At 68.4% G+C, this 25,622-nt stretch carries 21 protein-coding genes; 13 read left to right on the top strand and 8 right to left on the bottom strand.

Going from position 1 to position 25,622, the window contains the following annotated elements:
- Nucleotides 1-29: 29 nt before the first annotated feature.
- The gene (locus BXA03_RS10190; protein ID WP_076506971.1) at nt 30-2,018 is read left to right on the top strand and encodes a monovalent cation:proton antiporter family protein; all 1,989 of its coding nucleotides are present in this window, start codon (nt 30-32) and stop codon (nt 2,016-2,018) included.
- A 33-nt stretch (nt 2,019-2,051) separates the two neighbouring features.
- On the opposite strand, the gene BXA03_RS10185 is transcribed toward BXA03_RS10190, so the two are convergent.
- The 6 genes from BXA03_RS10185 to rpmH form a co-directional block, all read right to left on the bottom strand.
- Nucleotides 2,052-2,522: a Crp/Fnr family transcriptional regulator gene (locus BXA03_RS10185; protein ID WP_076506969.1), complete on the bottom strand. Its 471-nt coding sequence runs from the start codon at nt 2,520-2,522 to the stop codon at nt 2,052-2,054.
- Between the two features lie 74 nt (nt 2,523-2,596).
- Nucleotides 2,597-4,015 carry a tRNA uridine-5-carboxymethylaminomethyl(34) synthesis GTPase MnmE gene (mnmE, locus tag BXA03_RS10180; protein WP_076506966.1) on the bottom strand — a complete coding sequence of 473 codons (1,419 nt, stop codon included), beginning with the start codon at nt 4,013-4,015 and terminating at the stop codon, nt 2,597-2,599.
- Between the two features lie 118 nt (nt 4,016-4,133).
- A complete protein-coding gene (gene yidC, locus BXA03_RS10175) occupies nt 4,134-5,894 on the bottom strand; it encodes a membrane protein insertase YidC (protein ID WP_076506963.1) in 1,761 nt (586 codons plus the stop codon).
- Complete coding sequence (yidD, locus tag BXA03_RS10170; RefSeq protein ID WP_017760450.1) at nt 5,891-6,151, bottom strand: membrane protein insertion efficiency factor YidD; 261 nt, start codon at nt 6,149-6,151, stop codon at nt 5,891-5,893. The genes yidC and yidD overlap by 4 nt, the downstream gene beginning before the upstream one ends.
- Before the next feature lie 15 nt (nt 6,152-6,166).
- The gene (locus tag BXA03_RS10165; protein ID WP_076506960.1) at nt 6,167-6,574 is read right to left on the bottom strand and encodes a ribonuclease P protein component; all 408 of its coding nucleotides are present in this window, start codon (nt 6,572-6,574) and stop codon (nt 6,167-6,169) included.
- A gap of 215 nt (nt 6,575-6,789) precedes the next feature.
- Nucleotides 6,790-6,924 carry a 50S ribosomal protein L34 gene (gene rpmH, locus BXA03_RS10160; RefSeq protein WP_006299042.1) on the bottom strand — a complete coding sequence of 45 codons (135 nt, stop codon included), beginning with the start codon at nt 6,922-6,924 and terminating at the stop codon, nt 6,790-6,792.
- Between the two features lie 361 nt (nt 6,925-7,285).
- On the opposite strand from rpmH, the gene dnaA reads away from it, so the two are divergent.
- The 6 genes from dnaA to BXA03_RS10130 all read left to right on the top strand — a co-directional run bounded on the left by dnaA (nt 7,286) and on the right by BXA03_RS10130 (nt 14,501).
- Complete coding sequence (gene dnaA, locus BXA03_RS10155; protein WP_076506958.1) at nt 7,286-8,707, top strand: chromosomal replication initiator protein DnaA; 1,422 nt, start codon at nt 7,286-7,288, stop codon at nt 8,705-8,707.
- Nucleotides 8,708-8,796: 89 nt separating this feature from the next.
- Complete coding sequence (dnaN, locus tag BXA03_RS10150) at nt 8,797-9,918, top strand: DNA polymerase III subunit beta (RefSeq protein ID WP_076506956.1); 1,122 nt, start codon at nt 8,797-8,799, stop codon at nt 9,916-9,918.
- Nucleotides 9,919-10,032: 114 nt separating this feature from the next.
- Entirely contained in the window at nt 10,033-12,657 is a 2,625-nt protein-coding gene (gene gyrB, locus BXA03_RS10145) for a DNA topoisomerase (ATP-hydrolyzing) subunit B (protein WP_369822415.1), read from the top strand.
- 207 nt (nt 12,658-12,864) lie between these two features.
- Nucleotides 12,865-13,341 carry a carboxypeptidase-like regulatory domain-containing protein gene (locus BXA03_RS10140; protein WP_076506954.1) on the top strand — a complete coding sequence of 159 codons (477 nt, stop codon included), beginning with the start codon at nt 12,865-12,867 and terminating at the stop codon, nt 13,339-13,341.
- A gap of 64 nt (nt 13,342-13,405) precedes the next feature.
- Nucleotides 13,406-13,906, top strand: coding sequence for a hypothetical protein (locus BXA03_RS10135; protein ID WP_076506952.1), 501 nt, complete (start codon nt 13,406-13,408; stop codon nt 13,904-13,906).
- A gap of 136 nt (nt 13,907-14,042) precedes the next feature.
- Nucleotides 14,043-14,501, top strand: coding sequence for a RidA family protein (locus BXA03_RS10130; RefSeq protein ID WP_076506949.1), 459 nt, complete (start codon nt 14,043-14,045; stop codon nt 14,499-14,501).
- Nucleotides 14,502-14,511: 10 nt separating this feature from the next.
- Here BXA03_RS10130 and BXA03_RS10125 read toward each other — a convergent pair whose 3' ends face one another.
- A complete protein-coding gene (locus BXA03_RS10125) occupies nt 14,512-16,149 on the bottom strand; it encodes an MFS transporter (RefSeq protein ID WP_076506946.1) in 1,638 nt (545 codons plus the stop codon).
- Between the two features lie 75 nt (nt 16,150-16,224).
- On the opposite strand from BXA03_RS10125, the gene BXA03_RS10120 reads away from it, so the two are divergent.
- A complete protein-coding gene (locus BXA03_RS10120; RefSeq protein WP_076506945.1) occupies nt 16,225-17,064 on the top strand; it encodes an alpha/beta hydrolase in 840 nt (279 codons plus the stop codon).
- Between the two features lie 81 nt (nt 17,065-17,145).
- A complete protein-coding gene (locus BXA03_RS10115; protein WP_076506942.1) occupies nt 17,146-17,445 on the top strand; it encodes an antibiotic biosynthesis monooxygenase family protein in 300 nt (99 codons plus the stop codon).
- 99 nt (nt 17,446-17,544) lie between these two features.
- Here the strand turns inward: BXA03_RS10115 and BXA03_RS10110 are convergent, their stop codons facing one another.
- Entirely contained in the window at nt 17,545-18,021 is a 477-nt protein-coding gene (locus BXA03_RS10110) for an Lrp/AsnC family transcriptional regulator (protein ID WP_076506940.1), read from the bottom strand.
- Between the two features lie 178 nt (nt 18,022-18,199).
- On the opposite strand from BXA03_RS10110, the gene BXA03_RS10105 reads away from it, so the two are divergent.
- The 4 genes from BXA03_RS10105 to secF all read left to right on the top strand — a co-directional run bounded on the left by BXA03_RS10105 (nt 18,200) and on the right by secF (nt 25,380).
- Nucleotides 18,200-21,808: an indolepyruvate ferredoxin oxidoreductase family protein gene (locus BXA03_RS10105; RefSeq protein WP_076506938.1), complete on the top strand. Its 3,609-nt coding sequence runs from the start codon at nt 18,200-18,202 to the stop codon at nt 21,806-21,808.
- Nucleotides 21,809-22,105: 297 nt separating this feature from the next.
- Entirely contained in the window at nt 22,106-22,435 is a 330-nt protein-coding gene (yajC, locus tag BXA03_RS10100; RefSeq protein ID WP_076506936.1) for a preprotein translocase subunit YajC, read from the top strand.
- A 77-nt stretch (nt 22,436-22,512) separates the two neighbouring features.
- A complete protein-coding gene (gene secD / locus BXA03_RS10095; protein ID WP_076506934.1) occupies nt 22,513-24,399 on the top strand; it encodes a protein translocase subunit SecD in 1,887 nt (628 codons plus the stop codon).
- Nucleotides 24,400-24,423: 24 nt separating this feature from the next.
- Complete coding sequence (gene secF, locus BXA03_RS10090; RefSeq protein WP_076506932.1) at nt 24,424-25,380, top strand: protein translocase subunit SecF; 957 nt, start codon at nt 24,424-24,426, stop codon at nt 25,378-25,380.
- Nucleotides 25,381-25,622 lie beyond the last annotated feature (242 nt).

Here is a 25,622-nt window from a genome sequence, read left to right as displayed (position 1 = left end):
AGTGCATGGCCCTTGCTAGCATCCAGCGGATGAACACCTTCGAGCTGACGCTGCTCTACCTGCTGGCCGCCGTGCTGGGCGTGGTGGGTTGCCGCTCGCTCAAGCTGCCACCCATGCTCGGCTATCTGGTGGCCGGCGTGCTGATCGGCCCGCACGCCTTCGCGCTGGCGCAGGACTCGGACGGCGTGCGCCACCTGGGCGAATTCGGCGTGGTGTTCCTCATGTTCGTGATCGGGCTGGAATTCAGCCTGCCCAAGCTGCGCGCCATGCGCAAGCATGTATTCGGCCTGGGGCTGCTTCAGGTGGCGTTGACGATGATGCTGGCCACGCTGGGCGCCCTAGGCTTGGCCCGTCTGCTGCCCGACCCCTGGCGCATGAGCTGGCAGACGGCGCTCGCGCTGTCGGGCGCCCTGGCGATGAGCAGCACCGCCATCGTGGTCAAGCTGATGGCCGAGCGGCTGGAGTTGGAAAGCGAACACGGCCGCCGCGTGATGGGCGTGCTGCTGTTCCAGGATCTGGCGGTGGTGCCGCTGCTGGTGCTGATTCCCGCGCTGGGCGCGCCGCCGGAGGCATTGCTGCGCGGCCTGGGTCTGGCCCTGCTCAAGGCCACCGCCCTGATCGGCCTGCTGCTCTACGGCGGTCCGCGCGTGATGCGCTGGTGGCTCACCCTCGTGGCACGTCGACGCAGCGAAGAGCTGTTCATGCTCAACCTTCTGCTGGTCACGCTGGGCATGGCCTGGCTGACCGAGGTGGCAGGCCTGTCGCTGGCGCTGGGCGCCTTCATCGCCGGCATGCTGGTGTCGGAGACCGAATACAAACACCAGGTGGAAAGCGACATCCGCGCCTTCCACGACCTGCTGCTGGGCCTGTTCTTCATCACCATCGGCATGTCGCTGGATTGGCATGTGGTGGTGGAGCGCTGGTCGCTGGTGCTCGTCCTGCTGCTCGTGCCGCTGGGCTTCAAGCTGCTGCTGGTGACGGTGCTGGCGCGGCTTCTCGGCGCGACGGCCGGCGTCTCTCTGCGCACGGGGCTGTACCTCGCGCAGGCCGGTGAATTCGGCTTCGTGCTGCTGTCGCTGGCCAGCGGCCGGGGGCTGATGCCGTCGTGGCTGGGCGACCCCGTGCTGGCCTCGATGATCGTGTCGATGCTGGCCACGCCCTTCATCGTGCTCTACAGCGAGGCCATCGTGCGCAAGCTGGTGGCCAGCGACTGGATGCAGCAATCGCTGCAGGTGACCAGCCTCGCGCGCAAGATGATCGACACGGCCGAGCACGTGATCATCTGCGGCTATGGCCGCTGCGGCCAGAACCTGGCGCGCATGCTGGAGCGCGAAGGCATTCCCTACATGGCGCTGGACCTGGACCCCGACCGCGTGCGGCAGGCCGCCGCTGCCGGCGACTCGGTGGTCTTCGGTGACGCAGCGCGGCCGCAGGCGCTGATGGCGGCGGGCCTGTCGCGCGCCAGCGCCGTGGCCATCACCTACCTCGACGTGCCGGGAGCGCTCAAAGTGCTGGCGGCGGTGCGCGCCCATGCGCCAACGGTGCCCGTGGTGGTGCGCACCCAGGACGACCATGAGCTGGAGAAGCTGCAGCGCGCCGGCGCCACGGCCGTCGTGCCGGAGACGGTCGAAGGCTCCCTGATGCTGGCCAGCCACGCCCTGGCGCTGGTCGGCGTGCCGATGCGGCGGGTGATCCGCCTTGCGCAGGAAGCCCGCGATGCCCGCTACCACCTGTTGCGCGGCTACTTCCGCGGGGCGGACGACGACGCCTCGCTGGAAGACCTGGCGCAGGAGCGCCTGGACAGCTTCACGCTGCAGGCGGGCAGCCGCTGGGTCGGCCAGACGATGGCACGGCTCGGTCTGGCCGACGCCGGGGTGCGCGTGGTGGGCCTGCGGCGCAGCCACGGCCGCGCCATGGAGCCGGAGGAAGACACGGTGCTGGAAGCCGGCGACACGCTGGTGCTCTCCGGGCTTCCGGGCCCGCTCGCCACCGCAACCGAACGCCTGCAGCGCGGCTGAAGCGCTCGGCGACACCGGCGCGCCGCCGGCCGCTCAGGTGGTGGCGACCCGTCCCGATCGACTGCCCTGCCGACGCGCCAGCACCTGCGCCGCAGCCAGGGTGACCGCCAGCGCGATGGCGCTCTGCCGCTCCGCCAGTTCGCCGAAGCGCAATGGCGTCAGCCGCCAGAGCCGGCAGGCGCTCACGGCATCGACCATGGCCGAACGCGGTCGGCGGGCGAAGAAGGCGCCCTCGCCCACCACCGTGCCGGGGTTCAGCATGGCCAAGCGCACCTGGCCTTCGCTGCCCAGGCGGTGGACGCTCAGCGTGCCCTCGGCCAGGAAATACAGCGCGCGGTCGTTGGCGCCCTGCACGATCAGCCGCTGATTCGCGTCGATGGTGAAGGCATGCAGGTAGGTGGCCAGCACGGCCCACTGCGCGGGGTCGAGTTCCGGCGCGAAGACATCGTCGCCGCGGTGCTGGGCGATCGACTGGCGGAAGGCATCGAGGGTGGCGGAGGTCATGGCAGCTCCTGCGGGCACGCACACGCTGCCGATTGTGCGGCGCCCGGGACGCATGCGCCTGACCGGTCGCCGCGCTACTTGCCGATGCAGAAGCGCGAGAAGATCACCCCCAGCAGATCGTCCGCGCCGAACTCGCCGGTGATCTCGTTCAGCGCGTTCTGCGCGAGGCGCAGCTCTTCGGCCAACAGGTCGAGGGCGGGCATCGGCGCTGCGAGGTGCTCGGCTGCGAGGTCGAGATGACCGCCCACGCGGTGCAACGCCTGCACATGGCGCGCCCGCGCCAGGTAGACGCCCTCTGGCACGGCCTGCCAGCCTGCGAGCGTGAGCAGCTTCTGTCTCAGGGCCTCGATGCCCAGGCCGGACCTGGCCGACAGGCGAAGCGCGTCCTCGGGCAGCCCGGGCAGCGCGTCGGCCTCGACGGCATCGGACTTGTTCCAGACCTCCAGCAACGGCACACGCGTCGGCAGACGGCCCGCCAGGCCCAGCCGGATCTCGGCGTCGGCCGCCTGGTAATCGGACCGGGCCGCGCGCGTCAGGTCATGCAGGAAGAGCACCGCATCCGCGTCCTCGATCTGCCCCCAGGCGCGGGCGATGCCGATGCGCTCCACCTCGTCGCCAGACTCGCGCAGTCCGGCCGTGTCCACGACATGCAGCGGCACCCCCTGGATCTGGATGGTCTGCGACACGATGTCGCGCGTGGTGCCGGCCACAGGGCTCACGATGGCCAGTTCGGCCCCGGCCAGCGCATTGAGCAGCGAACTCTTGCCGGCATTGGGCTGGCCGGCGATCACCACCTTGATGCCCTCGCGCAGCAGCGCCCCCTGGCGAGCCCGCTGCTGCACGGCCGTCAATTGCGCTTGCAGGCGCGACAGCTGGCCTGCGGCGTCGGCCTGCTGCAGGAAGTCGATGTCCTCTTCAGGGAAGTCGAGGGTGGCCTCGACCAGCATCCGCAAGTGGATCAGCGCATCGCGCAGCGCATGGATCTCACGCGAGAAGGCGCCGCCAAGCGACCGGCTTGCGCTGCGGGCTGCGGCTTCGGTGCTCGCGTCGATCAGGTCGGCGATGGCCTCGGCCTGGGCCAGGTCGATCTTGCCGTTCTGGAAGGCGCGTTGGCTGAATTCGCCGGGCTGGGCCACACGCAGGCCGGGTAGGCGGGCCCGACCGGTGTCGGCATCGACCTCCTCGCCAGCAGCCAGGCAGCGCGCCAGCAGCAACTGCAGCAGCACGGGGCCGCCATGCGCCTGGAGTTCGAGCACGTCCTCGCCCGTGAAGGAGTGGGGGCCGGGAAAGAACAGCGCCAGGCCATGGTCCAGTGCGCCGCCGTCGGCATCCAGGAAAGGCAGATAGGTGGCTTCGCGCGGCTTGAGGTCGCGGCCGCAGAGGCCGCGCACCAGCGACCCGAGGCCCATGCCGGACACGCGCACGATGCCCACAGCCCCGCGGCCGGGGGCGGTGGCAATGGCGGCGATGGGATCGTTCAGGCGGGCAAGCATGACGGTGATTCTTTCAGCATTGGCCCGGGTCGATCAGCCCGGCGGCAGACGCACAGGGGAGGCCCAAACGAACAGGCCGCCCGGAGGCGGCCTGCGGCAAGGAGCGCGAGCGCCCCGCTTACTTGGTGACGCCCAGGCGTCGGTTGATCACGTACTGCTGCGCAATGGACAGGATGTTGTTCGTGATCCAGTACAGCACCAGGCCGGCCGGGAAGAAGAAGAACATCACGCTGAAGGCCAGCGGCATGATCCACATCAGCTTGGCCTGCATCGGGTCCGGCGGCGTGGGGTTGAGCCAAGTCTGCAGCAGCGTGGTGCCGGTCATGACCAGCGGCAGGATGAACCAGGGATCGGGCGCCGACAGGTCGCGGATCCACAGGATCCAGGGCGCGTGGCGCATTTCCACCGACGACAGCAGCACCCAGTAAAGCGCGATGAACACAGGGATCTGGATCACGATCGGGAAGCAGCCGCCCAGCGGGTTGACCTTCTCCTCGCGATAGATGCGCATCATCTCCTGCTGCATCTCCTGCGGCTTGTCCTTGAGGCGCTCGCGCATCTCCATGATGCGCGGGTTGATGGCCTTCATCTTGGCCATGCTGCCGTAGGCCTTGGCGTTGAGCCAGAAGAAGGCGGCCTTGAGCAGCACCACCAGCGCCACGATCGACCAGCCCCAGTTGCCCAGCAGCTTGTGCAGCTGGTCGAGCAGCCAATAGAGCGGCTTGGAGATGATGGCGAAGATGCCGTAGTCCTTCACCAGGTCCAGGCCGGGAGCGAGGGCTTCGAGCTTCTTCTCTTCCTCGGGGCCGGCAAAGAGCACCGTGTCCACGGTCTGCGTGGCGCCCGGCGCGACGGTCGGCAGGTTGGCCACCATGGCCACGGCGTACAGGTTGGGGCCGAGCGCGTCCGGGCCCTGCACGCGGAACTCGCGCTTGAGGCCGGCGCTGTGCGTGGGCTCCACCAGCCAGGCCGCTGCAAAGTAGTGCTGCACCATCGCAACCCACCCGGTCTCGGACGCGGGCGGGATCTCGGCCTTGCTCTTGGCGATGTCGGCGAAGGCGATCTTGTGGAACTTCTTCTCTTCGGTGTAAGCGGCCGGACCGGTGAAGGTGCTGGTGCCCAGCATGCTGCCGTGCGCTTCGACGCCGTGGCGCAGCAGTTGCAGATACAGCTGAGGATCGCGCGGCTGGTCGCCCACGTTCACCACCTGGTGGCGCACATGGATGGCGTAATCGCCCCGCTTGAAGACATAGGTCTTGACGTACTTGAGGCCGCCGGCGGGCTGCGATTCGAAGCTCACCTCCAGCGTGTCCTGACCATCGGCCAGCCGGTAGGGGCCCGGCTTGGTCGCCATCAGGCTCAGGTGGTTGGGGAACATCGTGCCGCCGCCGGCCGGGTTCAGCAGGCCGGTCTGCGCAAGGTAGCGGTTGGCCGGGCCGTCGTCCATCAGCACGACCGGCTCTTCAACGACCGGGAGCGCTGGCATGTTGAGCAGGCGGCGCACCATCGGCATCAGGCCGCCATGCGAGGTCTCCTGCATGTACTGCAGCAGTTCCAGCTTGGCCAACGTGCCGCCCTGCGGGTCGATGGCCGCCTTGAACACGTCGGTTTCGATCTGCACGCGCTCGGCCGGCACGGATGTGGACGAGGCCGTCGGCGTGGCAGCCGCGCTGCCGCCCGACGCTGCGGGCAGGCCCGCAGCAGAGGCCGCCGGAGCCGATGCGCCCGGGGCGGGCGTCGGCGCCTGGGCGGTGACGGCCGGCTTGGTCGAGGGCAGGAAGGTCGGCGTGCGGCCGTTGTGGACCTGCCACTGGTCCCACAGCATCACCAGCGAGAAACCGAAGATCACCCAGAGGATGGTGCGGCGAATGTCGTTCATGAAGAGGACTTCTTGTCGAGAGAGGTGAACAGCCCGGCCCCGGCCGCAGGCGGCACGGGGTCGTGCCCACCCGCACACCAGGGATGGCAGCGGGCCAGGCGCCTCAGCGTGAGGTAGCTGCCCTGCGCCGCGCCGTGCGTCTGCAGCGCCTCGATGGCGTAGACGGAGCAGGTGGGCGAAAAGCGGCAGGCGCCACCCAGCCAGGGGCTGAGCAGCAGACGGTAGGCGCGGACGATGGCAATCAGAAGACGCTGCATCGGCGACGGTCGTGATCAGGCAGCCGTTCGACGCGCACGGGCGAACAGCTGCTCGAGCTCCGCGCGCACCGCGCGGCGCAAGGCATCGGATGTGGCGCTGACGAACTGACGGCGGTCGAAGGCCGTACGCAGACGCACCACGTACGCGGCGGGGGACTGGCCTTCGAGGCACAGGCCCACGGCGTAGATCTGGCGGCGGATGGCATTGCGGGTGACCGCACGGCGCGCCCAACGCTTGGGCACCATCGCGCCCAGCCACACGCCTGTGGGGCGGAACAGCGGGATGGGCGCATCCTCACCCTCCGCGACGGGGACGGGCGGCAAGGGCAAAGCCCGTCGGTGCAGCGCAAAGTGCGGCGTGCGGGCGACGGTCTCACCGCCCATGCCGGCCTGGAACTGGTCTCGGTTGCGCAGCCGCAGCAACGCCGCCGGCGTCTGCACGGCGGCGGGCGGGAGAGGCTCTGAAAGGGGCTGCTCCAAAGCGCGGGGAACGAGGTTCAAGCGCTGTGGACAATCGGTTGGCAACGGCCGTCGGCGGCGGCAAAGACCCGCGACGCCAGTCGGCCAAAACCCGCCCCGGCGCGTGCCGGCGAAAACCGCGGCATCGCCAGAGGCGGGCCTGCCCACCACGTCACCGATCAGACGGCCAGACGCTTGCGGCCCTTGGCGCGGCGGGCGTTGATGACGGCGCGGCCGCCACGGGTCTTCATGCGGACCAGAAAGCCGTGGGTACGGGCGCGGCGGATCTTGGACGGTTGGTAGGTGCGTTTCATGACGAGGGTTCCTGCAAGAGTGCTGATCGACAGGCCCGTCTTGTGATGTGGAGTCGGTCCCTGGGCTGCGGCGAGAAGGCACACGCCTTCGCAATGCTGCATCCAGGTCCGCGGCCGGGCCCCGGCTACCCCTGCACCACGCGCGCCTGAGCCGCCCGGTGCAAAAGGGAACCCGAAATTATCGCAGACATCCGCGCCTACAGCAATCCGGCGGCCTGTCAGCCAGCATTGCCACCGGACGTCAAGGGGTGTGGATAAGTTTTTGACAAGTTAGAATCGCGCGTGCTTTCCGTTCGCAACTATCCACAACAGACAGACGCGCCGATGAACCCCCAGCGGCCATCCGGTCAGCGCAGCCACCATGTCGAGTGAAGGGGTCGGTGCCAGCCTCTGGCAGGCCTGTGTCGACCAGCTCGCGCAAGAGCTGTCCGAGCAGCAATTCAACACCTGGATCAAGCCGCTGACCGCGCAGGTGACCGACGACCTGACGCGAATGACGATCTTCGTCGCCAATCGCTTCAAGCTCGACTGGATCCGTGCCCAGTACGCCGCCCGCATCGCCGACATGGCCGAGCGGTTGTCGGGCCAGCCGGTGGCGGTCGAACTCGCCCTGGCGCCACGCGAGATCCCGGTTCGCCAGCCCGTGACTGTGCAGGCCGTGCCCTCGTCCATCTCCGAACCCGAGCCGCTGCGCCCCGGCGATGGCCCCATGGGCATGTCCGGCATGGGTGGCAGCGCCCCTGACGAGCCCGCCGGCGCTTTCAAGAATCGTCTCAACCCGCAGCTGACCTTCGACAGCCTGGTCGAGGGCTCCGCCAACCGCATGGCACGCGCTGCGGCGATGCACGTGGCCGGCACGCCGGGCCACCTGTACAACCCGCTGTTTATCTATGGCGGCGTCGGCCTGGGCAAGACCCACCTGATGCATGCCGTGGGCAACAAGCTGCTGGCCGACAAGCCCGACGCCAAGATCCTCTATCTGCACGCCGAGCAGTTCGTGTCGGACGTGGTCAAGGCCTACCAGCGCAAGACCTTCGACGAGTTCAAGGAGCGCTACCACTCGCTCGACCTGCTGCTGATCGACGACGTGCAGTTCTTCGCCAACAAGGACCGCACGCAGGAGGAGTTCTTCAACGCCTTCGAGGCGCTGCTGGCGAAGAAGTCGCACATCGTGATGACGAGCGACACCTATCCCAAGGGTCTGACCGACATCCACGAGCGCCTGGTGTCGCGCTTCGACTCGGGCCTGACGGTCGCCATCGAGCCGCCCGAGCTCGAGATGCGCGTGGCAATCCTGATCAACAAGGCCGTCGCCGAGAGCGCCGAGATGCCGGAGGAAGTAGCCTTCTTCGTTGCCAAGAACGTGCGCTCCAACGTGCGCGAGCTCGAAGGCGCGCTGCGCAAGATCCTGGCCTATTCGCGCTTCAACCAGAAGGAAGTCTCCATCCAGCTCGCGCGCGAGGCGCTGCGCGACCTGCTGTCGATCCAGAACCGGCAGATCAGCGTGGAGAACATCCAGAAGACCGTTGCCGACTACTACAAGATCAAGGTCGCCGACATGTACAGCAAGAAGCGCCCGGCCAGCATCGCGCGGCCGCGCCAGATCGCGATGTACCTGGCCAAGGAGCTGACGCAGAAGAGCCTGCCAGAGATCGGCGAGCTGTTCGGCGGCCGCGACCACACCACCGTGCTGCACGCCGTGCGCAAGATTTCCGGCGAGCGCCAGCAGCTCACCGAGCTGAACCAGCAGCTGCACGTGCTGGAGCAGACGCTCAAGGGATGAGCATCTCCACCGAAAAAAGGCGCGCAGACAATGCGCCGGCATCCGGGCCCGCGCCCGGGAAGATCGAGGACGAAGAGTAGAGGACGTACATGATTGTTCTGAAGGCACCCCAAGACCAGGTTCTGGCAGCCCTGCAGTCGGTGGCAGGCATCGTCGAGCGTCGCCACACGCTGCCCATCCTGGCCAACGTGCTGATCCGCAAGGCCGGCGGCCAATTGCAGCTGACCACCAGCGACCTGGAGATCCAGATCCGCACCACCGCCGAGCTCGGCGGCGACGATGGCGCCTTCACCACCACCGTGGGCGCACGCAAGCTGATCGACATCCTGCGCACCATGCCGGCCGACCAGACCGTGAGCCTGGAATCGAGCCAGAACAAGCTGGTGCTCAAGGGCGGCAAGAGCCGCTTCACGCTGCAGACCCTGCCGGCCGAGGACTTTCCGCTGGTGCAGGAAGCCGCCAGCTTCGGCCCGGCCTTCAGCGTGCCGCAGCGCACCCTGAAGGCGCTGCTGTCGCAGGTGTCGTTTGCGATGGCGGTGCACGACATCCGCTACTACCTCAACGGCATCCTGTTCGTGGCCGAGGGCAAGCAGCTCTCGCTGGTGGCCACCGACGGCCACCGCCTGGCCTTCTCCAGCGCCACGCTGGACGTCGAGGTGCCGCGCCAGGAAGTGATCCTGCCGCGCAAGACCGTGCTGGAGCTGCAGCGCCTGCTGTCCGACGCCGACGGTGGCGACACGCCGCCCATGATCGAGCTGCAGTTCGCCAACAACCAGGCCAAGTTCAACTTCGGCACCATGGAGTTCGTCACCAAGCTGGTCGAGGGCAAGTTCCCCGACTACAACCGCGTGATCCCCAAGAACCACAAGAACAGCGTCACGCTGGGCCGCGCGCCGCTCCTGGCCAGCCTGCAGCGCACGGCCATCCTGACCAGCGACAAGTTCAAGGGCGTGCGGCTGAACATCGAGCCCGGCCTGCTGCGCATCGCCTCCAACAATGCCGAGCAGGAAGAGGCGGTGGACGAGCTGGACATCGACTACGGCGGCGACAGCATCGAGATCGGCTTCAACGTCACCTACCTGATCGACGCCCTGGCCAACATGGGCCAGGACATGGTCCGCGTCGACCTGCAGGACGGCAACAGCTCGGCGCTGGTGACCATTCCCGAGGACGCGAACTTCAAGTACGTGGTCATGCCGATGCGAATCTGAGGAGCGCCGTGCGCTCCTCAGATCCGCTTCGCGATCCGTGGCGCACCCCCTGCCCCCGCCGAGCGGGGGTTCTAGCCAGATGACATGAACGGCCGCTTCGCGGCCTGGAAGATGATGAGCGACAACAAGCAGCCCGACGACGCGCCTGAAACGCCCAAGACCGAGCCCGTGTACGAAGCCGAGATCGACAAGGCGATCCCGATCGAGGTGACGCCCGACACCGGCTACGGCGAAGGCGCGATCCAGATCCTCGAAGGTCTTGAGGCCGTGCGCAAGCGGCCGGGCATGTACATCGGCGACACGTCCGACGGCACCGGCCTGCACCACCTCGTCTTCGAGGTGGTCGACAACTCCATCGACGAGGCCCTGGCCGGCCACTGCGACGACATCGTCGTCACCATCCACACCGACAACTCGATCTCCGTCACCGACAACGGCCGCGGCATCCCGACCGGCGTGAAGATGGACGACAAGCACGAGCCCAAGCGCTCGGCCGCCGAGATCGCGCTGACCGAACTGCACGCGGGCGGCAAGTTCAACCAGAACTCGTACAAGGTGTCGGGCGGCCTGCACGGCGTGGGCGTCTCGTGCGTGAACGCGCTCAGCAAGATGCTGCGCCTGACGGTGCGCCGCGACGGCAAGGTGCATGTGCTCGAATTCAGCCAGGGCTTCGTGCAGAACCGCATCCTGGAAACCGTGAACGGGGTCGAAGTCTCGCCCATGAAGGTGACCGGCGAAACCGACAAGCGCGGCACCGAGGTCCACTTCCTGCCCGACACCGAGATCTTCAAGGAAAACCACGACTTCCACTACGAGATCCTCGCCAAGCGGCTGCGCGAGCTCTCCTTCCTGAACAACGGCGTGCGTATCCGCCTGAAGGACGAGCGCAGTGGCAAGGAGGATGACTTCTCCGGCGCCGGAGGCGTCAAGGGCTTCGTGGAATTCATCAACGGCACGAAGAAGGTGCTGCACCCCAACGCCTTCTACGCCACCGGCGAGCGCCCGGCAGACAGCTACGGCGGCATCCCCGGCACCAGCATCACCGTCGAGGTAGCGATGCAGTGGAACGACGCCTACAACGAGCAGGTGCTGTGCTTCACCAACAACATCCCGCAGCGTGACGGCGGCACCCACCTGACCGGCCTGCGCGCCGCCATGACCCGGGTGGTGGGCAAGTACATCGACCAGAACGACCTGGCCAAGAAGGCCAAGGTCGAGGTCAGCGGCGACGACATGCGCGAAGGCCTGTGCTGCGTGCTGAGCGTGAAGGTGCCCGAGCCCAAGTTCAGCAGCCAGACCAAGGACAAGCTGGTCTCCAGCGAAGTGCGTGCGCCGGTCGAGGACATCGTGGCCCGCGCCCTGACCGAGTACCTGGAAGAACGCCCGCAGGACGCCAAGATCATCTGCGGCAAGATCGTCGAGGCCGCCAAGGCCCGCGAGGCCGCCCGCAAGGCCCGCGAGATGACGCGCCGCAAGGGCGTGCTCGACGGCATGGGCCTGCCCGGCAAGCTGGCCGACTGCCAGGAAAAGGACCCCGCCCTGTGCGAGATCTACCTGGTGGAGGGCGACTCTGCCGGCGGCAGCGCCAAGCAGGGCCGCGACCGGAAGTTCCAGGCCATCCTGCCGCTGCGCGGCAAGATCCTGAACGTGGAGAAGGCGCGCTACGAGAAGCTGCTGACCAGCAACGAGATCGTGACCATGATCACCGCGCTGGGCACCGGCATCGGCAATGCCGGCGCCACCGGCGGCAACGGGGCCGACGACTTCAACGTCGCCAAGCTGCGCTACCACCGCATCATCATCATGACCGACGCGGACGTGGACGGCGCTCACATCCGCACGCTGCTGCTGACCTTCTTCTACCGCCAGATGCCCGAGCTGGTGGAGCGCGGCCACATCTACATCGCGCAGCCGCCGCTGTACAAGGTCAAGGTCGGCAAGGAAGAGCAGTACCTCAAGGACGGCCCCGCGCTGGAGGCCTTCCTGCTGCGCGTGGCGCTGAAGGACGCGGCCGTGCACACCGGCGGCGCCAACCCCACCGTGCTGAGCGGCGAGACGCTGGACGCGCTGGCCCGCAAGCACCAGCTGGCCGAATCGGTCATCGACCGCCTGGGGGTCTTCATGGACGCGGAGGCGCTGCGCGCCATCGCCGACGGCGTGCGCCTGGACCTGGACACGCCCGCCGCCGCCGAGGCCAGCGCCGTCGCGCTGCAGGCCCGCCTGCGCGAGATCAGCAGCAACGGCATCCCGGCCGAAGTGGCGAGCGAATTCGACGTGCGCACCGACAAGCCGCTGCTGCGCATCAGCCGCCGGCACCACGGCAACATCAAGAGCAGCGTGCTCACGCAGGAATTCGTGCACGGCGCCGACTACGCGGCCCTGGCCGAGGCCGCCGACACCTTCCGCGGCCTGCTGGGCGAAGGCGCCACCGCGCGCCGCGGCGAGGGCGACAAGGCCAAGGAAGAGCGCGTGAGCGACTTCCGCACCGCCATGCAGTGGCTGCTGTCCGAAGCCGAACGCGTCACCGCCCGCCAGCGCTACAAGGGCCTGGGCGAGATGAACCCCGAGCAGCTCTGGGAAACGACCATGGACCCGGCCGTGCGCCGCCTGCTGCGCGTGCAGATCGACGACGCCATCGAGGCCGACCGCGTGTTCACCATGCTGATGGGCGACGAGGTGGAGCCGCGGCGGGAGTTCATCGAGACGAATGCGCTGCGCGCGGCGAATATTGACGTGTGAGCGTCGCGCCAGTTGTGCTAGCTGAAAACGAGCCCGGCTTGCCGGGCTTTTTCTTTGGGCGCGACCTTGGCTGCGTGCGGCGCAGCGCTTTAAGCATCCCCTAAGCCTCCAGCCCCAAAGTCCTCCCCAAGCCCCGGCCGCCACGGCGTCCGCTCCGCCGCCGGGGATGCGAATCCAGCGGACGGAAAGCCAAGGAAGGACATTGCCATGACCACCCTCACCTCCTCCATCGCTCGCCGTACGGCCCGCCCCCTTGCCGTCGCACTGCTGCTCGGCATGGGCGCGCTCATGGGCGTGGCGCACGCCGACACCCTGCCACCGGTGCGCACGGCGCCCACGGGCGTCGAGTACATCAGCGGCGGCGTGGGCAGCGACGAGGCCCATGCCATGCAACAGGCGGCGACCCGCTGGCCCGCGAGCTTCGAGTTCGCCGTCAAGGACGGCGCCAAGGCCGACTTCGCGGCCAATGTGCATGTGACGGTGCAGGACGCCCGCACCGGCGCCACGGTGCTGCACAACGTGAAGGCGGACGGTCCCTTCATGGCCGCCAAGCTGGCCCCGGGCGTCTACCGCGTGACGGCCTCGCTGGACGGCAAGGCGCTGCAGCGGCAGATCGACGTCGGCGCCAAGGGCCCGGCGCATGCCGTCTTCATGTGGCCCGCCGGCACGGACATGAACAGCTGAGCAACCTCCCCTGGCTGCGTGCCAGGGGAATCCCACGGCCTGCCAATACCGCCCCTCCAACGCCATGAACACCACCGCACAAGCCCTGACCTCCTTCGCCCGCCATCGCACGCTCCTGCTGAGCGGGCTGTTCACCGGCGCCGTGCTGGCCGTCGGCATGGGCAACGCCCATGCCTCGACCACCTACAACCCGCCCATCCAGATGACGCAGACCGGCATCGAGTACATGAGCGGTGGCGCCACGCCCGACGAGGCGAAGCTGATGAAGACCGTGGAGCCGCGCTGGCCCGCGAGCTTCGAGTTTGATGCCAAGGGCCAGGGGCCCATGCCAACCAGCGCGCTCGTCAAGGTGACGGTGCGCGACGCCGGCAGCGGCGCGGTGGTGCTCAACGACGTGACCGCTGGCGGCCCGTACATGGTGGCGCGGCTGGACCCGGGCCGCTACCAGGTGACGGCCACGCGCGCTGGCCAGACCGTCTCGCACGACATCGACGTCGGCCGCTACACCGCGGCCCATGCGGTGTTCGACTGGAACGTCGGCACGGGCGTGGCCAGCAGCCGCTGACCGGTCGACAGGCGGGGCTGCTGCGGCTTCGCCCAGCAGCCCAGGACTTCTTCGGCACGGCCCGTGCGTGCATCGCGGCAGCTTGGCCACAATGGCCCGCTGTCCGACGCAGCCCGCCGTCGCAAAGGAGTCTTCCATGAGCATGGGCACCCCCATGGCCCGCTATGCCGCCGCCCGCCGGGTCGGCGATTTCGTCTTCATGAGCGGCGTGGTCGCGGTCGATCCGGCCACGCGTCGCGCGGTCTCGCGCTACGAGGATCTGCCCGAAGCCGCCCAGGCCGAGCTGCGCGGCCTGGGCTATGCCACCGGCCAGATGTCGGTGGACGTGTTCGAGGCGCCCGTGGTGGCGCAGAGCTGGTTCGTGCTGGCCCGCATCCGCGACCTGGCGGCCGAGCATGGCGGCACCATGGATGACGTGGTCAAGCTGGTGCAGTACTTCCGCCGCCTGCCCGACTACGCGCTGTTCAACCGGGTGCGCGGGCTGTTCTACCCGGGCGAGCCGCCGGTCTCCACCGTGGTCGAGGTCAACCGCTTCCTGCCCGGCGACGAGGTGCTGATCGAGGTCGAGGCGACGATGTACCTGCCGCTCAGTTGAGACGCGACCTTTACCCGCGCTGCACGATGTAGCGGTTCACGACCGGCATCGTCTCGCCCCGATGGAAGGCCAGCCGGCGCTCGCGCAGCGCCAAGTCGGCGGCGGTGGCGCGGTGGAAGCGCCGCAGATGCTCCGTCCATGATTCATCCACCACCTGTTCCACGTAGCGTTCGGGCGCCGACAGGTCGTGCAGCAGCTCCCACGCGATGGCGCCCTGGCTGAGGCGGGCGCGGCGCGTCTCCTGCATCACGGCATGGAAGGCGGTGGCGCGGGCGGGGTCGATCAGGTACTCGACTGTGATGACCACACGGCCGTCCTCGCCCGCGCTGGCGGGCGGCGGGTTGAAGGCCCAGTCGGTGCCGGCGGGGCTCATGTCGTCTTCGCCCGGGCCGTCGGGCACCCAGCGCAGCACGGCCAGCATCACCAGGGTGCCGCTCACGGCGGCCACCAGCATGCTGGCGCGCAGCGTGCTCAGTTCCGCGATCTGACCCCACCCGGCAGCACCCAGCGCGCCGGCGCCCATGATGGCCATCTGGTAGGTGGACATGCCGCGCGCCCGCACCCAGTCGGGCAGCGCCAGCTGGGCCGACACCGACAGCGAATTGGCCACCGTGATCCAGGCCGCGCCGCAGAAGAACACGGCGAAGGCGGCCAGCCAGAGCGCAGGCGACAGCGCGAGCACGGCCGTGCCCACCGACAGCAGCATCGAGCCGTAGAGCACGCGGTGGTCGCGGTCGAACATCTCCCGCAGCCGGGGCAGCAGCAGTACCGCGATGATCGAGCCCGCCCCCATCGAGGCCAGCAGCAGCGTGAAGGTGCCCGCCCCGCCCTTCGGCCCTTCATGGAAGCCGCGCGCCAGCAGCGGCAGCAGCGCCAGCACGGCCGTCGAATGGAAGAAGGAGACCGCCACGCGCGCGAGCACCGCCCGCATGCGCTGTGACTGCCGCACGAACTGCACGCCCACGCGCATCGCACTCACCAGCCGCTCGCGGCCCAGCGGGTCGACCTTGTGCTCGCGCCGCCAGCGCAGGATGACGAAGCCCGACGCGATGCTCAGCACCGCGTTGAGCACGAAGACCCACACGCTGCCCGCGCTGGCGATCAGCACGCCCGCCACCAGCGGCCCGACGATGCGCGAGGCATTCATCGCGATGCCGTTGAGGCCCATCGCTGCCGGCAGCAACGGCCGCGTGACCAGCTCGGGCACGATGGCCGAGAACACCGGCCAGCGCAGTGCCAGCCCGACGCCGTTGGCGAAGGTCAGGGCCAGCAGCAGCGGCGCGTTCATCTTGTCGAGCCCGATGGCCACGCACAGCACGGTGGCCGAGCCGGCCAGCCAGAACTGCGTGGCCACCAACCAGCGCCGGCGGTCCAGAATGTCGGCCAGCGCCCCACTGGGCAGGCCGAGTAGGAAGACGGGCAGCGTCGAGGCCGTCTGCACCAGCGCCACCCACATGGGCGAGGTGGTGAGCGTGGTCATCAGCCAGGCGGCCGCCACGTCGTTCATCCACATGCAGGTGTTGGCGATGAACCAGGTGCCCCACAGCAGCCGGAAGACCGGCAGCCGCAGCGGCTCCAGCGCGGCGAAGCGCGGAGCGCGTCGGGGTGGCGGGGCGGGGCTGGTCTCGTCGGGGTCGATGGGCGGCATGCTTGCCTGATTGTGGGGCAGCGGGCTTGGGCCTAAGCTCGAACGCTTCGTTCGCCACCCGGTGCACCCATGAATATGACGGCTTCCACCCCCTCCGGCCCGGCGCTCTGGCGCGGCATGGACCGACCCACCCTCGACGCCGCCTACGACAGCTCGGCCGTGGTGCCGGACTTCAAGGCCATCACCGGCCGCTGGCCCGAACGCAGCGCACCCTGGCGCGCCCGCCCCGACACGCGGCTGGATATGCCCTACGCCGAGCCGCCGCGCTGCCGCATCGACCTGTTCGGCCCGGCCGACGCCGCGCCGCTGGTGGTCTTCCTGCACGGCGGCTACTGGCAGATGCGCGGGCGGGAGCAGTTCTCCTTCCTGGCCGAGGGGCCGCTGGCGCATGGTCTGGGCTTTGCGGCCGTGGGCTACACGCTCGGGCCGGACGCGGGCATGGACCGCATCGTCGACGAGTGCCGGCAGGCGCTGGCCTTCCTGCGCCGCGACACCCAAGGTAAGGGCCGGCCGATCGTGCTGTCGGGCTGGTCGGCCGGCGGCCACCTGACAGCCTGCCTGCAGAACGAGGCGGGCGTGATCGGCAGCCTGGCGATCAGCGGGCTGTACGAGCTGGAGCCGATCCGCCTGGGTCGGCTGAACGACAAGCTGGGCATGGATGCCGCGACCGCCCGGCGCCACTCGCCACTGCACCACCTGCCGGCCAACTCGCCGCCCATGGTCGTCGCCTGGGGCGAGGCCGAGCAGCCGGAGCTGCGCCAGCAGTCGCTGGACTACGCCGCCGCCCGCGAGGCCGCAGGCCTGCCCACACGCCGGCTGCCGCTGGCGGGCCTGCACCACTTCGACGAACTCGACACCTATGCCGACCCGAACGGCGCCATGACGCTGGCGCTGGTCGAACTGGCGCGCGGCTGAATGGCGGCACGCCGGGTGCACGACGAGACGCGAGCCGGCGGTGCAGCATCCCCCTTCTTTCAACCCTCAGGAGACTCTTCCGTGATCCTCGAAACCGCAGACATCCGCATCCAGCCCGGCCGCCAGGCCGACTTCGACGCCGCCATCGTGCGCGGCCTGCAGACCGTCATCGCCAAGGCGAAGGGCTTTCGCGGCTGGCGCGTCGTCAAGGGCATCGAATCGCCCGAGCGCTACCTGCTGCAGATCGAATGGGAGACGCTGGAGAACCACACGGTCGATTTCCGCGAGTCGCCCGCCTTCGCCGAATGGCGCGCCATCGTCGGACCCTTCTTCGCGCAGCCGCCGGTGGTGGAGCACTTCGCGCTCGTCGGCGCGGGCTGAGCGACCGCTTCCGTCAGCGCGCGGCGGCCGGTTTGAACGCCCCCCGCAGGCAGATTGGCCCCGCTGACGCCGCGCGCCGTCCCAGGGCCCTGCGGCCACTCACCCGCCCAGGTGGGCCAGCGGTAGCGCGGAATTCGCCTTCACCTCGCCCAGCGAGAAGCTGGTGTGCAGGTCTTTCACATTGGGCAGCGTCATCAGGCTGTTGAGCGCGAAGCGCGAGAAGGCGTCCAGGTCCTGCGCCACCACCTGCAGCTCGAACATGCCGTTGCCGCTGATGTAGTGGCAGGCCACCACCTCGGGCAGACGGCGGATGGCTTCTTCCAGCACGCGGGTCGCGTCGCTGGTGGCGCGGTCGGTGTCCACCCGCACGAAAGCCAGAACGCCCAGGCCGATTTTTCTGCGGTCGAGTTCGGCGTGGTATCCCTTGATGTAGCCCGCCGCCTCCAGGGCCCGCACGCGGCGCCAGCAGGGTGCGGCGGACAGGCCGACCCGCTGGGCCAGCTCGGCGTTGGTGAGCCGGGCGTCGTCCTGCAGCTCGCGCAGGATGGCGAGGTCATATTTGTCAATGCTTTCCAAAGAGGCGCCCTCCGCGCAAGATCCTTTCCCGATCATCCATTTTCAGCGCATGGAACGCAAACACCTATCCAGAAGCCGGGCATACACTTTGCGCACATGATGCTTCGGGGGACGTCCATCCGGAGCCAGACCCACCCGCCACGGCCCACAAGGCCCCAGCCGACGGAGAGAGACAACGATGAACGCTCCCTTGCCCGAACACATCCGCAAGGCCCTCGAGACGGTCACGCTCGACGACAAATACAGCCTGGACTACGGCCGCGCCTTCATGAGTGGCGTGCAGGCGCTGGTCAAGCTGCCCATGCTGCAGCGCCTGCGCGACGCGCAGCAGGGCCACAACACGGCCGGCTTCATCAGCGGCTACCGCGGCTCCCCGCTCGGCGGCTACGACCAAGCGCTGTGGAAGGCCAGCAAGTACCTCAAGGCGCAGAACATCGTCTTCCAGCCCGGCGTGAATGAAGAGCTGGCGGCCACCGCGCTATGGGGCACGCAGATGCTGGGCTTCTCGCCCAGAGACCAGCAGAAGTTCGACGGTGTCTTCGGCATCTGGTACGGCAAGGGGCCGGGCGTGGACCGCTGCTCGGACGTGTTCAAGCACGCCAACATGGCCGGCACCGCGCCGCTGGGCGGCGTGATCGCCATCGCCGGCGACGACCACATCTCCAAGAGCAGCACCGCCGCGCACCAGAGCGACCACATCTTCAAGGCCTGCGGCACGCCGGTGTTCTTCCCAGCCAACGTGCAGGAGATCCTGGATCTGGGCCTGCATGCCTTCGCCATGAGCCGCTTCGCGGGCATCTGGTCGGGCATGAAGACGATCCAGGAGATCGTCGAATCCAGCGCCACGGCCATGATCGACCCGGACCGGGTCGAGATCGTGCTGCCGACCGACTTCGACATGCCGCCCGGCGGCCTGCACATCCGCTGGCCCGACGCGCCGCTGGAGCAGGAGGCGCGCCTCATGCACTACAAGTGGTACGCCGCGCTGGCCTACATCCGCGCCAACCGGCTCAACCACAACGTCATCGAAGGGCCCAACGACCGCTACGGCCTCATGGCCAGCGGCAAGGCCTACAACGACACCCGCCAAGCCCTCGCCGACCTGGGCCTGGACGACGCGGCCTGCCGCCAGCTGGGCATCCGCCTGCACAAGGTGGGCGTGGTCTGGCCGCTGGAGGCGCAGCTCACGCGCGACTTCGCCACCGGCCTGCAGGAGATCCTGGTGGTCGAGGAAAAGCGCCAGGTCATCGAATACCAGCTCAAGGAAGAGCTCTACAACTGGTGCCCCGACGTGCGGCCCAACGTGCTGGGCAAGTTCGATGAACTGGAAGGCGACTTCTCCGGCGGTGAGTGGGCCATGCCCAATCCCACGGCCAACACGCTGCTGCGCGCCAATGCCGACCTCAACCCGTCGCTGATTGCGCGGGCGTTGGTCAAGCGGCTCAAGAAGACGGGCATCCTGGCCTCTGGCGGTGCCGACATGGTGGCCCGCGTGGAAGCGCAGATGGCGCTGCTGGAGGCCAAGGAGCGCTCGATGCAGGTGCTCAATGCCGGCGGCGTGCAGGGCGCGGACCGCGTGCCATGGTTCTGCTCGGGCTGCCCCCACAACACCAGCACGGTGGTGCCCGAAGGCTCGCGCGCCATGGCTGGCATCGGCTGCCACTACATGGCCAACTGGATGGACCGGTCCACCTACGGCTTCACGCAGATGGGTGGCGAGGGCGTGCCGTGGGTGGGTCAGGCGCCCTTCACGCACGAGAAGCACCTGTTCGCCAACCTGGGCGACGGCACCTACTTCCACAGCGGGCTGCTGGCCATCCGCCAGAGCATCGCGGCGGGCGTCAACATCACCTACAAGATCCTCTACAACGACGCCGTGGCCATGACCGGCGGCCAGCAGGTGGGCGAGCGGCCCGAGGGCCATTCGGTGCTGCAGATCGCCGAGAGCCTGCATGCCGAGGGCGCGACGAAGGTCGTGATCGTCACCGACGAGCCGGCCAAGTACCAGGGCGTGGCCATTCCCGGCAGCTACGCGGGCGAGCCGGTCAAGGTGCGCCACCGCGACGAGCTGGACGCGGTGCAGCGCGAGTTCCGCGAGATCGCCGGCACCACGGCCATCATCTACGACCAGACCTGCGCCACCGAGAAGCGCCGCCGGCGCAAGCGCGGCACGATGGTCGATCCGGCCAAGCGCGTGGTCATCAACGACCTGGTGTGCGAAGGCTGCGGCGACTGCAGCGTGCAGAGCAACTGCCTGTCGGTGGAGCCGCTGGAGACCGAGTTCGGCCGCAAGCGCACCATCAACCAGAGCAGCTGCAACAAGGACATGAGCTGCCTGAAGGGCTTCTGCCCCAGCTTCGTCACCGTCGAGGGCGGCCAGCTCAAGAAGAAGGCCAAGGGCAAGGCCGGTGCGCCAGCCGAGCTGGGCGCACTGCCCGAGCCCGCGCTGCCGGCGCTGGCCGCCGGCCAGGTGTGGGGCATCGTCGTCGCCGGCGTGGGCGGCACGGGCGTCATCACCATCGGCCAGCTGCTGGGCGTGGCGGCGCACATCGAAGGCAGGGGCATCGTCACGCAGGATGCCGCCGGCCTGGCCCAGAAGGGCGGCGCTACCTGGAGCCATGTGCTGATCGGGGCGCGGCAGGACGACATCCGCACCACCCGTGTCGGTACCGCCGCCGCCGACCTGGTGCTGGCCTGCGACCCCATCGTGACGGTCAACGGCGAGACGCTGGCGCGCATGCGCGAGGGCCGCACGCACGTGGCCCTCAACACCCACAGCGCGCCCACTGCCAGCTTCGTCAAGAACGCCCAGTGGCAGAACCCGCAGGACGCCTGCGCCGTGCAGATCGGCAAGGCCGTGGGCGAGGCCGGCGTGGGCGCCTTCGACGCCGACGCGGCCGCCACGCAGCTGATGGGCGACACGCTCTTCGTCAACCCGATGATGCTGGGCTATGCGTGGCAGAAGGGCTGGATCCCGCTGGCGCACGAATCGTTGATGCGCGCCATCGAGTTGAACAACGTGGCGATCGAGGCCAACAAGGCCGCCTTCGAATGGGGCCGCCAGGCCGCGCATCGGCCGGCCGAGATGGCCCAGCGCCTGAACCCCGGCCAGGTGATCGAGTTCAAGAAGCGCGAGACGCTGGCGTCGCTGGTGGCGCGGCGCGTGGACTTCCTCACCGACTACCAGAACGCCGCCTACGCCGAGGACTACCGCGCCTTCGTCGAACGCGTGCGCGCGGCCGAGGCGCCGCTGGGCAAGACGACGCTGGCCGAGACGGTGGCGCGCCAGCTCTTCAAGTTGATGGCCTACAAGGACGAGTACGAGGTCGCGCGCCTGCACACGCAGACGGGCTTCCGCGAGCGCATCGACCAGATGTTCGAGGGCGACTACACCGTGCACTACCACCTGGCGCCGCCAGCCATCGCCAAGCGCAATGCCAAGGGCGAACTCGTCAAGCAGCGCTTCGGCCCCTGGATGCACCGCGCCTTCGGCGTGCTGGCGCGCCTGAAGGGCCTGCGCGGCACTGCCCTCGACCCTTTCGGCCGCACCGAGGAGCGCCGCACCGAGCGCGCGCTGATCGGCGAATACCGCGCGGCCATCGAGGAAGTGCTGCAGGGCCTGGACGCCGAGCGCCATGCGCTGGCGCTGGAGATCGCGGCCCTGCCCGACGGCATCCGCGGCTATGGCCATGTGAAGGAGCGCAACCTCGCCGCCGTGCGCACGCGCTGGCAGGCGCTGATGGCACGCTGGCGCGGCGTCGAGCCGGAGGCTCGCGCGGCGGCCTGAACCCGACCCACGCGCCGCCCCGCCTTTCGGCCCGGTGCCAGTCGGTTACCTAAAGGCTGTGCGGGCTGAGCTTGGTCTCTCCAGCCCGGGGGCATGCCGGCGTGCGAATATCCCGCACTGCCTGCCGGCTTGACGCCGGCCCGTCAAGACCCCCCGCATACAATCCGCCGGTTGTGCGAAGCCCTCCCCTCGTGGGCCTCTTCGTGCACCGGCGGCCCCGCTTCCAGCGAACCGGCCGCCCAGGAACCGCGGGCACCGCCTGCGGTCAGACCCCATCCGCTCTCCTGGAGACCTCCCTTGTTCATTTCCTCCGCTTTCGCCCAGACCGCACCTGCCGCCGGTGGCGGCGACATGATGTCTTCGCTCACCAGCATGCTGCCGCTGGTGCTGATGTTCGTGGTGCTGTACTTTGTGATGATCCGGCCCCAGATGAAGCGCCAGAAGGAAACGCGCGCCATGCTCGACGCGCTCGCCAAGGGCGACGACGTGGCCACCGCCGGTGGCGTGGTCGGTCGCATCAGCGCCATGGGCGACCAGTTCCTGACGCTCGAAGTCTCCAACGGCGTCGAGATCAAGGTGCAGCGCAGCGCGGTCGTTCAAGTGCTCCCCAAGGGCAGCTACAAGTAATTAGGCGCAGAGGCTGCCTCACGGGCAGCCTCTCTTTTTGAGCGCATCCGGCGTCTCGATTCCTTAGGTATCCAGCGATGAACCGCTATCCGGTCTGGAAGTACGCGATCATGGTGATCGTGCTGCTGGTGGGGCTGATCTACACCCTGCCCAATCTCTTCGGCGAGGCGCCGGCCGTGCAGGTCTCGCCTGCCAAGTCCACCGTCAAGGTGGACGCCTCGACGCAGCAGCGGGTGGAGGCGGCGCTCAAGGCCGCCAACCTCACGCCCGACATGCTGACGCTGGATGCCAGTTCCATCCGCGCCCGCTTCGGCAGCACCGACGAGCAGCTCAAGGCCCGCGACGTGCTGCAGCATGCGCTGGTGCCCGATGCCAACGACGCACCCTACGTGGTGGCGCTGAACCTGGTGTCGCGCTCGCCGACCTGGCTGTCGGCACTGCATGCCTTCCCGATGTACCTGGGCCTGGACCTGCGCGGCGGCGTGCACTTCATGCTGCAGGTGGACATGCAGGGCGCCCTGGACAAGCGCGCCGAGACCTTCGCCAGCGACCTGCGCACGGCCCTGCGCGACAAGAACATCCGCGGCGCCGCCGTCATGCGCAATGGCCAGGCCATCGAGGTGCGCCTGCGCGATGCCGCCGCCCAGCAGGCCACGCAGAACATCATCCAGGACCAGTTCGCCGACCTCGCGGCCACCGCCAGCCAGGACGGCAGCGACTACAAGCTGGCCGTGACCATCAAGCCCGAGGCGGCCCGCCGCCTGGAAGACAGCGCCCTCAAGCAGAACATCACCACGCTGCACAACCGGATCAACGAACTGGGCGTGGCCGAGCCGGTGATCCAGCAGCAGGGCCTGGACCGCATCATCGTGCAGCTGCCCGGTGTGCAGGACACGGCCAAGGCCAAGGAAATCCTGGGCCGTACCGCCACGCTGGAACTGCGCCTGGTGGACGAAAGCACCGAAGGCCGCGCCGCCGAACTGGGCACGGGCCCGGTGCCCTTCGGCTCCGAGCGCTTCCTGGACCGCGAAGGCCGTCCGGTGATCGTCAAGAAGCAGGTCATCATCAGTGGCGAGAACCTCACCGATGCGCAGCCGGGCTTCGACTCGCAGACGCAGCAGCCCAAGGTCGACCTCAGCGTGGACGCCAAGGGCGGCCGCATCATGCGCGACGTCAGCCGCGAGAACTACCGCAAGCGCCTGGCCATCCTGCTGTTCGAGAAGGGCAAGGGCGAAGTGCTGACGGCGCCATCGATCAACGGCGAGCTGGGCACCCGCTTCCAGATCTCCGGCTCGATGAACGTGGTCGAGGCCAACGACCTGGCCCTGCTGCTGCGCGCCGGCTCGCTGGCCGCGCCGATGGAGATCATCGAAGAGCGCACCATCGGCCCGAGCCTGGGTGCCGACAACATCGCCATGGGCTTCAAGAGCGTGGCCTACGGCTTCCTGGCGATCATGGTGTTCATGTGCGTGTACTACGCGCTGTTCGGCGTGTTCTCGTCCATTGCGCTCGCCGTGAACCTGCTGCTGCTGGTGGCCATCCTGTCGATGCTGCAGGCGACGCTCACGCTGCCCGGTATCGCGGCCATGGCGCTGGCCATCGGCGTGGCCATCGACTCCAACGTGCTGATCAACGAGCGCGTGCGCGAGGAACTGCGAAACGGCGCCTCGCCGCAGGCCGCCATCCATGCCGGCTACGACCGGGCGTGGGGCACCATCCTCGACTCCAACGTGACGACGCTGATCGCGGGCCTGGCGCTGCTGGCCTTCGGCTCGGGCCCGGTGCGCGGCTTCGCGGTGGTGCACTGCATCGGCATCGTCACCTCGATGTTCTCGGCCGTGCTCTTCTCGCGCGGCCTGGTGAACCTCTGGTACGGCCGCAAGAAGAAGCTCAAGAGCGTGTCCATCGGCACCGTCTGGCGCCCGGGACAGGCCGAAGCGACGGCCCTGGCCAAGGCCAAGTAATCAGCGGCACGGAGCACAACGACCATGGAATTCTTCCGCATCCACCGCACCATCCCGTTCATGCGCTATGCCAAGGTGCTGAACGCGATCTCGATCATCACCTTCGTCCTTGCCGTCTTCTTCCTGTTCCACCGCGGGCTGCACCTGTCGGTGGAGTTCACCGGCGGCACGGTGATGGAAGTGAACTACCCGCAGGCGGCCGAACTCGACAAGGTGCGCGGCGCCGTCAGCGGCCTGGGCTACCAGGACGTGCAGGTGCAGAACTTCGGCAGCTCGCGCGACGTGATGATCCGCCTGCCCGCCCAGAAGGGCGTGAGTTCGCAGGAGCAGAGCAACCGCGTGATGACCGCCCTCAAGACGGTCGACCCGTCGGTGCAGTTGCGCCGCAACGAGTTCGTCGGCCCGCAGGTGGGCGACGAACTCACCACCAACGGCCTCAAGGCGCTGGGCATGGTGGTGGTGGGCATCATGATCTACCTGGCCTTCCGCTTCGAATGGAAGTTCGCCCTCTCCACGGTGCTCGCCAACCTGCACGACGTGGTGATCATCCTGGGCTTCTTCGCCTTCTTTCAGTGGGAGTTCTCACTGGCGGTGCTGGCGGCGGTGCTGGCGGTGCTGGGCTATTCGGTGAACGAGTCGGTGGTGATCTTCGACCGGATCCGCGAGAACTTCCGGCGCTACCGCAAGATGGACACGGTCGAGATCATCGACAGCGCCATCACCAGCACCATCAGCCGCACGATCATCACCCACGGCTCCACCCAGCTGGTGGTGCTGTCGATGTTCTTCTTCGGCGGCCCGACGCTGCACTACTTCGCGCTGGCGCTGACCATCGGCATCTGCTTCGGCATCTATTCCTCCTGCTTCGTGGCGGCGTCGATCGCCATGTGGCTGGGCGTGAAGCGCGAAGACCTGATCAAGGGCGGTCCGGTCAAGCGCGACGAGGATCCGAACGATCCGAATGCCGGCGCGACGGTCTGATCCGCGCCTGCGCATGCAGCCCAAACCCGGCCCAGGCCGGGTTTTTCTTTTTGGGCCGTGCCTGCCCGCGGCTGGGCGGCGCAATCAAGGCGGGCCACGCGATGCGGGATACGTGACGTGCTCGTGGTTTTTTCTGACTTCGGCTCCAGGGCATGGGCTGGCCCCGTATACAGCGCACCGCCGGCCTCATTTACATTTGACCTGCTTGAGTTAACAACAATTCACCTTCTTCGTTCCGCATC

Source organism: Pseudacidovorax sp. RU35E, from assembly GCF_900156165.1.
In the GTDB taxonomy this organism is placed as follows: Bacteria; Pseudomonadota; Gammaproteobacteria; order Burkholderiales; family Burkholderiaceae_C; genus Xenophilus.
This window is presented reverse-complemented; position numbering and strand designations above follow the sequence as displayed.